Here is a 13954-nt window from a genome sequence, read left to right as displayed (position 1 = left end):
GCGGGCTGTCGTTTTTGTGAGCCGCGACGCGTAAGCGGCCGGGCATTCTGGCGCCCGCCCGAGGCCTTACGGCCAGCGGCTCACTCTTGACTCAGCAGATCCCGAATCAATCAATAGCCCGTAACGCGTCCCGCTGGGGTGGATGTCGGGCATGAGACGTGAGGCCGCGGCTGGGAGCGTGTAAACTGTGCGGTTGTGACTGTGGCTCGCCTTTCTCCCCGCCCCCGATTTTCCCACCTCCGTCTTCATGCGTCACCTTTTTCTTTGGGTTGTCTCGTTCGCAATTTGTTGTCTTTCCTCGTTGGCCAGCGCTGAAACGCTCCGGCAACCGCAAAGCTTGGAGCAACAACTCGGTAGCGTGTCCCCCGAATTCTTGGCCGAACAGGTGCGGCTGCGTGGAGACGCGCGTCGTGGGGCGTTGGTGTTCTACAAGTCCGCGGCGGCGTGCGTGAAATGTCATGGCAGCGGGGACGACGCGACGCCACTCGGTCCCGATTTGGCCACGATCGGGCCGGTTTCCGAGCAGCACGTGATCGAATCGTTGCTGGATCCATCCGAGAAGATTCGCGAAGGCTTTCAAACCCACACCCTGTTGTTGGAAGACGGGTCGGTGGTGACGGGCTTGATCGCAACAACGACCGACGACACCGTGACGCTGCGATCGGCATCGGACTTGACCCGCGAGACCATCCTCGAGCGTGATGACATTCTGCAAATGAAGCCGGCGTCCAAATCGATGATGCCCGAAGGCCTTGTCGCGTCGCTGCGTGACCAGCGGGATTTCTTGGATCTGGTCCGCTACGTCACCGAAGTCGCCGCCGGTGGTCCCGACCGTTTCGCCGCCTTGAAACCGCGGCCGGAGCAGTTGGCGGTCAAAGACGATTCCCAGGATCTGGATCATGCGGGCATCATCGGTGGGTTCCGTTCACGTGACTTCGAAACCGGCAAGGGGATCTATCACGGCTATTGCTTTAATTGTCACGGCAGCGACGGCAACACACCCTCCTTGCCCACCGCGCGTGCCTTCGGAACACAAAAGCTGAAGTTCGGTAGCGACCCGTATCGCATGTTCATGACCCTGACGCGTGGTAACGGACTGATGGCTCCGATGTCGCACCTGACGCCGAAAGAACGCTATCAGGTCGTTCACTACATCCGCGAGCAGTTCATGAAGCCGTCCAACCGCGACTACTTCAAGATCGACAAGGACTACTTGGCGGGGCTACCCAAGGGAACCAAAGATGGCACGGAGATCGAAAACGTGCAGCGCGACTTCGGTCCCGCCCTGGCGTCCCAATTGGAACGGAAATTCAGCAGCGTTCTGACGGTCAAGCTCGGTGATCTGACCGTCTCGTACGACCTGCACACGATGAACCAGGCCGGCATCTGGCGCGACGGGTTTTTGGATCTCAGCAACACCCAACACGTTCGGGCACGTGGCGAGGGAACTGCCAATCCCGACGGCCGGGTGCTTGATGACTTGGCCGGTTGGCAATGGGGTCATGACGGAACACTCGATTATTCGCGCGACGACTTGCTGCCGCGAGGGCCGATGCCGAAACGGTGGATGGACTATCGCGGGCATTACTTGCACGGCGATCAGTTGGTCCTCCGCTATCGCATCGACGGCCGCGAGATCCTGGAATTGCCGCGACAGGGCACTCTGCGAAACTCCGTCCGCCATTCGCTGCGGATCGGCCCGGGAAAGGAGCTGGTGCTGTCGGCGGCCCAGGGCGATGCGTCGCGGAACCGCTCGATGATCGTGCCGATCGACGGCGACGCGGATGCAGACAATGGTGATGCAGACGATGGTGACACCCGCGGCGGAGACGCGGCGGCCGTGATCGCGCTGGTCGCTGCGCCGGCGGACAACGATCGCGCCGACGACACGTTGACGGAGTTCACCGCCGCGGCTGCGACCGGTGATGTCGACGGACTGAAGTGGCAGATCGATGCGAAGCATCGATTGCGGTTGGTGATTCCGGCCAGCGATCAAACACGACAGGTCGACGTTTACTGTCTCGCGGGCCACTCCCTCGAAGACTCCGGCGGTGCGGACGAGCACGTGTCCTTGTCGCAGTTCAAAACCTTCCTCGCCGAGTCTCCGTCGACATCACCGCCCGTGGACTTTGACCGCCTGACGGCCGGCGGACCGTTGCTGTGGCCCGACGTGTTGACGACCACCGGGTATCTGGGGTTGGAACAAGGTGCCTATGCGCTCGACACGATCACGATTCCAGACGCCACGCCGTGGAACACCTGGTTTCGCACGTCCGCATTGGACTTTTTTGCCGATGGACGAATGGCCGTTGCAACCCACGGTGGCGACATTTGGATCGTTTCGGGAATCGACGACGACTTGCTGAACTTGAAATGGAAACGATTCGCGGGCGGCTTGTACGAACCGTTCGGCGTCAAGATCGTGGGCGGAAACGTCTTCGTCACCTGCAAGGACCGGCTGGTCAAACTGCACGATGCCGACGGCAATGGCGAAGCGGACTTTTATGAAAGCTACAGTGCCGATCAAGACGTTTCGGTCAACTTCCATGCCTTCAATTTTGATTTGCAAACCGATGATCAAGGCAATTTTTATTACGCCAAAAGCGGGCATGGGACGGACTCGGACATCCCCGGCGCGGTGATCAAGGTATCGGCCGATGGAAGGCATCGAGAGGTGTATTGCACCGGTTTTCGCACGCCCAACGGGATGGGCAGTTTGCCCGACGGCCGCGTGGTCGCCAGCGACAATCAAGGTCAATGGACACCGGCATCGAAGATCAGCCTGCTCCGGCCCGGCGGTTTTTACGGCTGGGTCGGAAACTATTCGATCCCGGGCATGTGGGCGCCTGGTGGCGGCACCATCGACCTTGAAAAGGTCGTTCCGCCGGAGTCGTTCGATCCGCCGCTGGTTTGGATGCCACAAGAATTCGACAACTCGTGTGGCGGCCAGGCTTGGGTCGACGACGAGCGTTGGGGGCCGTTGTCGGGACGCCTGTTGCACACCAGTTTCGGCAAGGGCTGGATGTACTACACAATGATCCAGGATTTTCCCGACGTGTCTCAAGCCGCGATCATCAAGTTGCCGTTTGATTTCAGCACCGGCATCATGCGAGCCCGAGTGAATCCGGCCGACGGCCAAGTTTATGCCACCGGATTGCATGGCTGGAACGGCGGCGGCCGGATCGGATTAGACGACAAAGGGATCCAGCGGCTGCGGTACACCGGAAAACCGCACAAGATGGTCAGCGATTGCAAAGTCCAGGCAGAGGGATTGAAGCTGCAATTCAATTTCCCACTCGACATCCCGTCGGCGACCGATCTGGCATCCTACGACGTGACGCACTGGAATTATCGATGGGCGAAATCGTACGGCTCCGAAATGTATTCGCCCGAGACCGGTGAAGTCGGCGTCGACAAAGTGAACGTGACCAGCGTGTCGTTGGGCAGCGACGGCAAAGGCGTGCTGTTAAATATCCCCGACTTGGAACCCGTCGATCAAGTGCACCTGTTGCTGAAACTGAAGGCCCGCGACGGCGAAGCGTTTGAGGAGGAGATCTACTGGACGATCAACCGTGTGCCAGAGGGATGATCGGCAGGGGGGGCAGACCGAGGGGTTGGTTTCGAAGTTGGTGATAGGACGAATAGGTCTCCATACGTCGTATTGGTCCTATCGTGTCACTGGCTGTCAGATCCCGCCCCCAGACCAACGCCACTGAGGCAACTGGTGTCCATCGATCCGTCTCGCACGATGAAGATCCCCGGGAATTTGTCTTCCCAGGGCAGATTCGCCTTCGGGCAATACTGACGCGAATTCGATTCGATCGCGGCGACGCCTGGGACGTGGGCGGCGATGGCGGCCGAGTGAATCAGCGAGGCGCCCGGGCAAGTCAAATCTTGCACGCACAAAAACAGCCCCAGTTTCTGCGCGGCAACGGCCATCAACATCGATTGCGATTGTCCCTTGCACGCCTTGAGCGCCGCCCCGGTGTAACCCATCTCGCGAGCCAGCATCAATGATTCCAGATCGGTCAACGATTCATCGATCACGACCGGCTTCAGCTTCGCCGCTTCGTGCATCTTGTTTTCCGGATGCGCCTTCAGGTCGCGCGCCGTCGGCTGTTCGATGTACTGCACGCGGTCAAATCCTTGCGGCGTCCGCTCGCGAAGTTTTTCCAACATCTCGATCAAATAATCGACGTGTGGGCAGCGCTCGTTAAAGTCCAGCGAGTAATACCACGTGTCGACGCCGAGTGTCGCCTGGGTTTCCGCGGCGATGCGATCGACTTTGACGATCCGCTCCAGATCCCAATTGACGTCGTCGCCGTTGAGTTTCAGTTTCAGGTGCGTCAGACCGTTGTAGCGAATCCATTCAGGCAAGGTGTCGGGCAATCCATCGCCGGTGGGCTGGGTTAATTCATCGTCGTCGAGCGGATCGAGCGCGCCGACCAGATGGTACAGCGGCATCCGCGGCTTGGGCTTGTCCAGCAAAAAATCCCCGATCCAGTCTCCGGCGTAGTCCGGACCCAGGTATGCACCGACGTCCCGGCTCATGAAGTCCTGGCCATAGGTTTGAAAACAATTTTTGCCGTGGACTTTTCCGAAGGCGTCGTGGATTGCCGCGTCAAAGGGGCTGCCGGTGACCATCGTGGCCAGCATCGGGATCGGTTGGACCAGCTGGAGTTCGCCGCTGACCTCGGCGGCCGCCGCCAGATACTGTTCTTCGAGCGCCATGCCCAGGTCGACCGGGTGTCCGAATTCGGCGTACTCGCCCGCGATCGTTTCGCAGCGGCCGGCCAGTGTGGTCATCGCGCCTAAGGTCTGGTCGTATTTCATCTCACGCGACGGGAACGCCCAGATGTTCGACAGCGGCATGGAACCGAATCCGGTGGCCGTTTTTCCATCGCGGGTGACGACATCGCACTCCACGTTCAACACCGTGGCTTGATCGACGGGCATACCGCCGAACTTCATCGTCGTCCGGTAATCGTGGTGCTCGTAACTGGTTCGGACGCCGGTGATGCGAATGTCGGTGGGTTTCATGGTTCCTTGATTCAGATCGTTCGCGATGCAACTTGATCGCCGAGAGGAGGTGGGGCCCGTCGGTTGCAGCCAAGCGGCTGACCCTGCGTGTGATGCGATTCGATCGACCACGCCGCAGACGGGGCGGTAGTCTATCAGATTGCGTCACCGACTCGATGGCCAGGTGGCCGGCTCGATGCCCAAGTGATGGAACGCTCCGTCGGCGGGCTGCGACGTGCACTCGGGGGAAACGGGGGCAGCCGGCGACAGATTGCTGAGCACCTTGTTGCGGCGTGCGGCGTTTCTGATGAGGTAGAATGGACGCATCGCCCTTGAACTTTTTGATTCGAACATCGTCTCCGCTCCCGCCCTCATGTCTCTTCGCCGGCCCTTCTCGACGTTTCTGCCTCATGTGACGTTGATTCTGCTGGTGTTTGCAACGCCCCCCTGTCGAGCGGATTCGGCCACCCGTGAAGTCAACTTCAGGACGCATTTGCTGCCGTTGCTTCGCACGTATTGTTATGACTGTCACGATTCCGGCAGCGAAATTGACTTGGCCAGCGACGACCGCGCCGCCAGTTTGCAGAACAATCGGACCCGTTGGACGCAGGCGATCGCCCATTTGCGTTTGGGGACGATGCCGCCCGAAGACGGCCCGGAGCTGGATTCCGAGACGCGGCAGCGGATGGTGCGGATGATTGACGCGGTGGCCAATGCGGTCGATTGTGTCCAGAATCCCAACGCCGGTCGCGTCGCCTTGCGGCGGCTCAACCGTGACGAATACCGGAACACGATTGGTGATTTGACGGGCGTCGACTACACGCCGGCGGCGGATTTCCCCGGCGACGATGTGGGGTACGGTTTCGACAACATCGGCGACGTGCTCTCGCTGCCCCCGTTGTTGATGGAAAAGTACGTCGATGCGGCGTTGCAGATTGCCGGCGAAGCGATCTACACGCCACCGCCACCGGAGCTGTACGAGATCGAACGCGGCCCTGCGTCGTTGGTCGGTGCCGAAAAATTCGGATCCCGTGTACCACTCATTCTCGCCTCTCAAGGCAGCGTTTCGTTGGAGGTCACGCTGCCGTTCGGTGGGATGTACCAGCTGACGCTGGTGGCGGGCGGAGATCAGGGAGGGGACGAACCGGTCAAGGCGGAGATCGATTGGGGGCGTCGACCGACCGTGATCGAAATCCCCTATCACGAGCCCCAGGAATTCAAGATTCCGATGCGTTTGGGAACAGGCAAACGCACGATCAAGATCAGTTTCATCAATGACTACTACCAGAAGAACGTGGCGGATCGGAATTTCCACTTGCACCACGTGAAGTTGGCCGGAACCGAGAGCCGAAGTGTTTCGATCGACGCGTCCAAGATTCCACCGAGTCATCGGAAGATCCTTTTCGTCACGCCGTCCAAAGACGTGACGGTCGACCAAGCGACACGCGCTGTCCTGTCCCGGTTTGCCAGTCGTGCGTTCCGTCGACCGGCCAGTGACTGGGAAGTCGATCGGCTCTCCGCACTCGCCGCTCAAGTGCGTGATGCCGATGGAAGCTTCGAAGAAAGCATCCAAGTCGCCATCGGCGCCGTGCTCGTTTCGCCATCGTTTCTGTTCAAGGTCGAGCGGCCGCAATCTCCGGGGCCTGATGGATCGATGCCGCTGATCACCGATTACGAACTGGCAACGCGGATTTCGTACTTCCTGTGGAGCAGCATGCCCGACGATGAACTGTTGATGATGGCCCATCGCGGTACGATCCGAGATCCGAACGTGCTGCTGAGAAAGATCGCGTCGATGATCCAGGATCGACGTGCCAACCAATTCGTCGAGAATTTTGCCGCGCAATGGTTGCAGATTCGCAACTTGGAAAACGTCGATCCCGACACCAAGGTGTATCGCGGCTTCAACGACCAGATTCGCAAGTTGATGATGCGCGAGACGCTGACGTTTTTCGCCGCCGTGATGCGGGAGAACCTGCCCGTGACCACGCTGCTGGATGCGGATTTCACGTATCTGAATCAGCCGCTGGCGGAGTTTTACGGTATCGCCGGCGTCGCTGGTGATGGATTTCGCAAGGTGTCGCTGGCCGGGACGCCGCGTGGCGGATTGCTGACGCATGCGAGTGTATTGACGGTGACCAGTAATCCGACCCGCACCAGTCCCGTCAAGCGTGGGAAATGGGTGCTGGACAACCTGCTCAATACACCGCCACCGCCGGCGCCGCCAAATGTTCCCGAATTGCAACGCGACGAATTGGTCGGCACGTTGCGAGAACGGATGGAGCAGCATCGCCAGAACCCGGCTTGTGCGACGTGCCACAACATGATGGATCCGCTCGGCTTTGCGCTCGAAAATTTTGACGCCGTGGGACGCTGGCGGACGAAGGAAGGCCGCGACCCGATCGATGCCTCGGGCGTGTTCCCCGATGGGACGACGTTCGACGGGGCGGATGATCTGCGTCGCCTGTTGGCCGGTTCTCGAAAAGAGCAATTCGTTCGCTGTCTGGCCGAAAAACTGTTGATCTATGCGATCGGCCGCGGCACCGAGTTTTATGACAAATGTGCGATCGACACGATTGTCAGCGAGTGTCGTAAGCACGACGACCGCTTCGCCTATCTGATCGCCGCCATCATTCAAAGTGACCCCTTCCAGAAACAAGGTTTCCGAGAGTAATCCGATGCCCAAGACCCTTTCTCGACGAACCGTATTGCGTGGCGCCGGCGTTTCGTTGGCCTTGCCGCTGTTGGATGTGATGTCATCAAGTCGTCTGTTGTCGGCCGCCGAAGAACGCGCCCGTCCGCCGCTCCGGATGGCATTCTTTTATGTGCCCAACGGCATGCACATGCCTGATTGGACGCCACAGAAAGCGGGTTACAAATACGATTTGTCGCCCACGCTCGAGCGGATCGCCGACTTTCGCGACGACGTCAATGTGTTGAGCGGGTTGACGCTCGACGGTGCCCGCGCCCACGGCGACGGCGGCGGTGATCACGCCCGCAGCGTGGCCGCGTTTTTGACGGGTGCCCATCCCCGTAAAACCAACGGCGCAGACATCCAAAATGGCATCTCGGTCGACCAAGCGACCGCCAAGTCTGTCGGGGACCAATCGCGTTTCGCCTCGTTGGAACTCGGGCTCGAAGCCAGCGCCCAGGCCGGCAATTGCGACAGCGGGTACAGCTGTGCCTACGCATCCAACATGTCTTGGCGCGGGCCGACCAACCCGATGGCCAAGGAAATCGATCCCGGGGCGGTGTTCGATCGGCTGTTTGCCGGAAAGAGCGTCAAGGAAACCAAGCAGGCCAAAACGAAACGTGAACTGTTTCGCAAAAGTGTGCTCGATTTCGCACTCGAAGACGCCAAGCGATTGCATCAAGCCCTGCCGGCCGTCGATCGCCGCAAACTAGACGAGTACCTGTATGCCGTCCGCGACGTCGAGAAACGACTCGGCGGTGCGGAGCGTTTGAGGTTTGATGAGAGTGGCGTGCCGGATTACCCACGCCCCAGCGGTGTGCCGCGGGAATTGGACAAGCACAGCGACTTGATGATGGACATGGTCACGCTGGCGTTTCAAACCGACAGCACACGGATCCTGTCGTTCATGTTCACCAATGCCGGCAGCAATCGAAGCTACAAAGAGATCGGCGTGAGCGAGGGGCACCACGAGCTGTCGCACCACGGCAAGAGCGAGCACAAGCAGACACAAATCGCAACGATCAATCGCTATCACCTGGACCGATTCGCGTATCTGCTGGGGCGGTTGCGCAGCGTCCGCGAAGGCAGCCGGACGCTGTTGGAAAACAGCATGATTGTTTACGGCAGTGGCATCAGCGACGGTGATCGCCACAACCACGACGATCTGCCGATTTTGCTGGCCGGTTCCGCGGCCGGGCGGATCAAGACCGGGCGTCATTTGAAGTACGAAAACGGCACGCCGCTGTGCAATCTGTACGTTTGGATGATGCAGCAAATGGGCGCCGACGCCAAGCAGTTCGGCGACAGTAACGGTGTGATCAAGCTGTAACGCGGTGAGTCACGCGGCGTCGATCGGTCATGCCCCTCGTTCCGAGGCTCCGCCTCGGAACGCGATGTCGGTGTGGCTCCCGCCACACGCAGTTGGCGGACTGGAGGCAGGAGCCTCCGAGACGGTGTGTCCCCAGGCGGAGCCCTACGCCGTGAACGATTTATTTCCTGTGTTTGATGAGGTTTTAGCGGCAGGGCGCAAGCGGGCTGTCGGTTTAGTCGATGTTTCGAAATCAGCGTGATCAACCCAGCCCGACGCGTAAGCGAGGGGCGCCGCGTGGCCCCTTGCTAACGCGTGCGGGCTTAAAACGACAGCCCGCAAGCCCTCCGGCTTGCGCATCTTTGCCAACACACCGGAGGGCTCGCGCCCTACCGCTAAAAAGTCGTTCACGGCGTAGGGCGAAGCCTGGGAACAAGTTGGAGGGCGAACCACACGCCGGTCACTCCCACTGTCCCGCTGGCATGTCGGCACGCGACGACTGGCGGTGGCACGCGGCGGGGATTTATTCGCAGATCCGACGCAAATAGGGACATTCATTTTTGTTGTCGATCTGCTAGGCTCTGGAGTTCGTTCGATCTCTGAACACTTGCGTTTGTGGAAATGATTCCAAGGCCGGCGACGCGAGCGGTTCCCCGGTCTGATCGGGGATTTCCCCGACAGGACTCCATTTCCAACCCTTGCACGAAGATGCCAAACCTCTCCCCGACGGGACAACAAATCGTCCAGTCACTCGCCAACCGTTACGGCCTTTCCAACGACGCGGTGACCCACATGTTGATTGCCGTTTACAACGGCAACGGAACGATGGCCCAATTCAGCCATCCCGAATTCTGCGGCTCCGGTCAATGGATGCGTGGCGGAATGACGATGGTCAGCGACCTGTTCAACAACAATCTCAAATGCCTGGTCGACAACCTGTGCAATGACATTTCCAACGAATTGGCCAACCATCAATCGACGCCGTTTAGTGGTTCGTTTCAGTCTCAAAGTCAAAACGGGATGAGTTCCCAGGCCCAGGCGAGCGGTCAGATGGGCTCGTCCAACAGTCTGTTTGTGCCCGATCCGTCGACGAATTGGTGGCCCAAAGAACTCGGGTCACCGACGTCGGTGGGTTCGCAGAACAGTTTGCGCTACGCGTACTTTGCCGATTCGCATCGTCTGGCCGTCACGACCGGCGGGACGCCCTGGGTGTACGACACCTTGGATCATCAGATCGGCGGCTTCAGCCAGCAGCAAGGCGGCGGGCAATCGATCACCTTCACCAGCCAGTACGGGACGGTCGACTTGTCGACGCTGCCGGTCGTCTCGCGAGACGGTTCGATTCACCCGCCGGCGAACGCACCGGCACCATCGATGACCGTCGGTCCGGCCGCACCGCCGCCAGAGAACCGATCCGAAAACGTCGCCGCGACGAACCCGCCCACCGAGGCGCCCAACGACGCGCCCGCGACGCATCAATCGCGCGAAGACGTGATTGAAATGCTGGAGCGACTCGGCTCGCTGAAAGAAAAGGGCTACATCACCGACGAAGAATTCGCCAACAAGAAGAGTGAATTGCTCGCGCGGCTGTAGCGGTCCGGCAACGGTTTGTCGATTCGGTGACTGGCGATCACCGACTCAATTGCCGTTGCCAGAAGAATCTCGCCGCCCCGTGGCGTGTTCACGGACCCTTGCACCACGACATGCGAAGCGCGAAGTCTTTTTGAAATTCGGCTCGCCATTGACTGACGCCAAGGCGGGGGTCCGTTTTCAGCCGGTCATCGCGATACCAGCCGTCGGCAGCCTGAGAGAATTGTCCGCCCCAGCCGGGTTGCGTGGGATCGGAGGGATCGTTGCGACCCCGGGGCAAAAAGAAAAACCAGGAAGGCGTATCGCCTTCCTTCATGCAACCGTGAGGGTTGGGGCTGGTCCACGTTTTCGTGGGATAAAGCTGACCGAGCAGACCGGTCGAGCGCACGTTCGTCTCGATCCATTCTCGTGACGTCAGCGATTCATCGCCGGTCAGGTACATGCCCCGAAACGTCGCGTTGCGTTTGTCCGTTCCTGCCCTGGCTTTGCTAAGAAGGTAGTACATCCCCGGAAACTCGGACTGCATCCAGTCGGCGATGCCGTCTTGATCGGCGATGTCATAGACGCGAAATCGCTTGACGAATTCCGCCAGCCCCACCGCGCCGCGATCCTTTCGAACCCGCCACAATGCTTGAGCCAGGTCCGTCTGCCCACCCCAGATCGTGATGTTCAAGGGGCGATCTGCGGCTCCCGCGTCGACGCGTTCGATCAGCAGTGCCGAGCCCTCCGTGTCATGGCTTTCGCCAATGTTCTGGCGGCCTCGATGCGGATTGCCGGACCTGATGACGTTCAGCAGCGATTCGGTTTCGGGCCAACCCCGGGCGTGTCGGAGCAGGTTGCCGCGGACCTCTCCGTAGGCCGACACCGTTTCGCGGATCAAATCCGTTCTGGTCGTGGCAACGTTCAGTTCCCCGGGCGTTCCCGATGCGGAGGCGACGAGTCCTTCGATCTGGAATTCGTTGCTGTAGACCATCAACCGAACAAGCGACTGTTGGTCGTCGGGGTCACCGCCGATGTCGGTCAGCACGAACAACCGAGGGCGATCGTCTGCTGGCGAGGTTGCGGGCAGTGGTACGGCGAAGCACCCGGCAAGCAGCACAATCGAAACGATGGAACGCAGAACCAACTGAATCACTCTGAAAGACGGATGATGGGCGGTGATAGGCCCCGGGCGAACGAGCCGCCCGATGGGATGTCACGCCGGAGTCTGGACGGTTAGCTGGCGTTCGGCCGGCGTCGACGGCAGGTCGATGCGGCGATGCCCAGCAGCAGCATTGCGGTGCAGGCGGGTTCGGGAATCGCGGTGACTTGACCGCGGAGGACGAGGTTGTCGATGCCGAAGTCCTGGTCGTTTCCGTTGCCCGCGCTGCCGTACAATCGGATCGCGATGGTTTGGGTCCCGGTCAAGTTTTGATTGGTGCTCAAATCGATCGGGCCGACCGCATGACGCCCGGTCGAAAAGCTCGGGCCGGTGGTCTCCGCGCCGAACACGCCGTCGGCAAAGTGGTCATGGGCGTTCCGGAACACGAAGTCTGTATTGCCGATCAATCCATCGACCGCCGGATCGCCGGCCGGATTGAGGAAAAGGGTGTAGTCCAGCCGTGCGGTGTTGGTGTCGCCGGCGGCATCAGAGCCCCGTGTCTTGAGCGTCTCAAAACTCAGCGATTCCAGATCGAGCAAAAACCCCGACTGCACCTCGACCTGAAAGAAAATCGTCTGATCGGACGTCAAGAAGTTGCGATCATTGTTCACATCCGTGCTAAAGCCGAGCGCGTTGTCGTAGTGATCGGCCCAACTGCCGAGCGCGGCAGTTGGATCGAGTCCCGGAGAGAACTGCAATTGTCCGATGTTTGTCCCAAGAACGGCCGCCGAATTGGACAAGTTCAAACCCGTGTTCAACCCCGGTGTGTTCGACGGTTCGGAGATATAGTTGTTGCCTTCGAAATCGAATCGGGCGATGACTTCTGCGCTTGCTTGCCGAACGAAAAAAAGAGAAAGAGCAACCAGCGTCCCAACTGCAGCTAGTCGATTTCGTTGTCGAGCGGACGATGTCACCATTCTAAGCATCCCAATGCGTGCGGCGTCGACGCAAAGTTGCCAAAGACAAACCGGTCAAACTCAAGAAGATCAGTGCACTTCCGGGTTCGGGGATTACGGTACTACCACCGCTGGAAGGCACCGTAAATACGACAAAGCTATCACCGAGTGTTCCATACTCAAAGTTGACTTCTTGGGTTCCACCACTGGGCGCGTTACTTACAACTCCAGCGTTCGTGTAGACCGTCTCTCCTGGTGGCAGTACTCCTTGAATATCAAGCCTTACCTCGTCGCCAATATTGAGACCTGAATAGTCGAATGTGAATATTCCGAAAACAAAGGGCGACCCGTTCACCATGTGATACGGGCTCGCTCCGGGGATTCCGAATGGCTCGAAAACGACTCGCGACTCGAAGTCCAACAAGGCGTCGAAGTTTTGGGTGACCGCATCTTCATCCCAATTGGCGAAGTTACCGGTTGGAGTGAAGTCTACTCGTGAATACGAATAGGTGGCGCCCGAAGACGTCGGGCCCAGCGAAGTGGAATTGACTTTGCTGCCGACGATATCCAATTCGACGTAGTCCAAATCAAATCCGACGATTTTTGGATCGGAGGCGTCGGATGCGGCAATCTCAAACTTGACGGTGAACTTATTCTCGCTCGCAATGTTCGTCAGATCCTTCAGGCCTCCAAGGAGCCCCGCGTCAGACTTTGGCTGCTCGAAAACACTACTGAGCAACAAGAACCCGACCAGGAAACTGCCACGATTGATCGCGATCCGGAGGGTTTTGCTGAGAAGAATTGGCCGTGGGAGAGTCATAATCGATCCGATTCGTCGAGCGTCCGCCTCGAATGATCGGAACCTCTACGGGTTGAAGTGGATGGACGGTGATGGATGCAATCGCGATGGTTTCCGCGCGCGAAGCCGATCCCTGACAATAGACCGGCAATCACCCCAACGCAAGCTTCTGTTATTGACGCTTGGTAGGAGAGTCGGCGGGTGCGTCAATCGGGTGTGACATACCGGTTCAACTGTGCTCCGCATGTTTTTGGAGGTGGGCGGATGCGACGCGTTTGGTGTGCCCTGTGTGAACGCTTTGACGACACGTTTGGACACATCTATTGTGCGAGATTTCATGGTTCGATGAATTGCAGAAGAATGCCACGAACTACCAGACAAGAATGCTTGAATTGCGGTTCGGTACCACTAGGCTAGAAGCTTATGCCCGGTGGAGTTTGCGTCGTTTTTGCCAGACCAAACGATGGCCGCTCGGTGAGTTTCGGCTCGAGTCACGACGGATTCGATC

9 protein-coding genes are annotated in these 13954 nt (G+C 59.2%); 4 read left to right on the top strand and 5 right to left on the bottom strand.

What is annotated here, in order from left to right; all coding sequences use genetic code 11:
• Nucleotides 1-247 precede the first annotated feature (247 nt).
• A complete protein-coding gene (locus NZK35_RS20170; protein WP_259634328.1) occupies nt 248-3589 on the top strand; it encodes a DUF6797 domain-containing protein in 3342 nt (1113 codons plus the stop codon).
• 86 nt (nt 3590-3675) lie between these two features.
• Here NZK35_RS20170 and NZK35_RS20165 read toward each other — a convergent pair whose 3' ends face one another.
• Together NZK35_RS20165 and NZK35_RS20160 are read right to left on the bottom strand one after the other, a co-directional pair.
• Nucleotides 3676-5040: an enolase C-terminal domain-like protein gene (locus tag NZK35_RS20165; protein WP_259634327.1), complete on the bottom strand. Its 1365-nt coding sequence runs from the start codon at nt 5038-5040 to the stop codon at nt 3676-3678.
• A gap of 144 nt (nt 5041-5184) precedes the next feature.
• Complete coding sequence (locus NZK35_RS20160; protein ID WP_259634326.1) at nt 5185-5373, bottom strand: hypothetical protein; 189 nt, start codon at nt 5371-5373, stop codon at nt 5185-5187.
• A gap of 19 nt (nt 5374-5392) precedes the next feature.
• Between NZK35_RS20160 and NZK35_RS20155 the strand changes: the two genes are divergently transcribed.
• From NZK35_RS20155 to NZK35_RS20145, 3 genes are all read left to right on the top strand, one after another.
• Nucleotides 5393-7693, top strand: a complete 2301-nt coding sequence (locus NZK35_RS20155) for a DUF1592 domain-containing protein (protein ID WP_259634325.1) — start codon at nt 5393-5395, stop codon at nt 7691-7693.
• 4 nt (nt 7694-7697) lie between these two features.
• Nucleotides 7698-9041 carry a DUF1552 domain-containing protein gene (locus tag NZK35_RS20150; protein WP_259634324.1) on the top strand — a complete coding sequence of 448 codons (1344 nt, stop codon included), beginning with the start codon at nt 7698-7700 and terminating at the stop codon, nt 9039-9041.
• A 687-nt stretch (nt 9042-9728) separates the two neighbouring features.
• Nucleotides 9729-10613 (top strand): SHOCT domain-containing protein, encoded by an 885-nt coding sequence (locus NZK35_RS20145; RefSeq protein WP_259634323.1) that lies wholly within the window; start codon nt 9729-9731, stop codon nt 10611-10613.
• Nucleotides 10614-10701: 88 nt separating this feature from the next.
• On the opposite strand, the gene NZK35_RS20140 is transcribed toward NZK35_RS20145, so the two are convergent.
• From NZK35_RS20140 to NZK35_RS20130, 3 genes are all read right to left on the bottom strand, one after another.
• Nucleotides 10702-11736 carry a DUF1593 domain-containing protein gene (locus NZK35_RS20140; RefSeq protein ID WP_259634322.1) on the bottom strand — a complete coding sequence of 345 codons (1035 nt, stop codon included), beginning with the start codon at nt 11734-11736 and terminating at the stop codon, nt 10702-10704.
• A gap of 89 nt (nt 11737-11825) precedes the next feature.
• Nucleotides 11826-12497, bottom strand: coding sequence for a hypothetical protein (locus tag NZK35_RS20135; RefSeq protein ID WP_259634321.1), 672 nt, complete (start codon nt 12495-12497; stop codon nt 11826-11828).
• A 172-nt stretch (nt 12498-12669) separates the two neighbouring features.
• Entirely contained in the window at nt 12670-13467 is a 798-nt protein-coding gene (locus NZK35_RS20130) for a hypothetical protein (protein WP_259634320.1), read from the bottom strand.
• Nucleotides 13468-13954: the final 487 nt, after the last annotated feature.

Origin of the sequence: Stieleria sedimenti (assembly GCF_025060895.1) — a bacterium.
In the GTDB taxonomy this organism is placed as follows: domain Bacteria; phylum Planctomycetota; class Planctomycetia; order Pirellulales; family Pirellulaceae; genus Stieleria; species Stieleria sedimenti.
Note: the sequence above shows the minus strand (reverse complement) of the source record. Positions and strands in the feature narration are given on the sequence as shown.

Bases quoted from the DNA above. Each gene is read 5' to 3' on its own strand.
- NZK35_RS20170 (WP_259634328.1), top strand. From the start codon at position 248: ATGCGTCACCTTTTTCTTTGGGTTGTCTCGTTCGCAATTTGTTGTCTT.
- NZK35_RS20165 (WP_259634327.1), bottom strand. From the start codon at position 5,040: ATGAAACCCACCGACATTCGCATCACCGGCGTCCGAACCAGTTACGAG.
- NZK35_RS20160 (WP_259634326.1), bottom strand. From the start codon at position 5,373: ATGTTCGAATCAAAAAGTTCAAGGGCGATGCGTCCATTCTACCTCATC.
- NZK35_RS20155 (WP_259634325.1), top strand. From the start codon at position 5,393: ATGTCTCTTCGCCGGCCCTTCTCGACGTTTCTGCCTCATGTGACGTTG.
- NZK35_RS20150 (WP_259634324.1), top strand. From the start codon at position 7,698: ATGCCCAAGACCCTTTCTCGACGAACCGTATTGCGTGGCGCCGGCGTT.
- NZK35_RS20145 (WP_259634323.1), top strand. From the start codon at position 9,729: ATGCCAAACCTCTCCCCGACGGGACAACAAATCGTCCAGTCACTCGCC.
- NZK35_RS20130 (WP_259634320.1), bottom strand. From the start codon at position 13,467: ATGACTCTCCCACGGCCAATTCTTCTCAGCAAAACCCTCCGGATCGCG.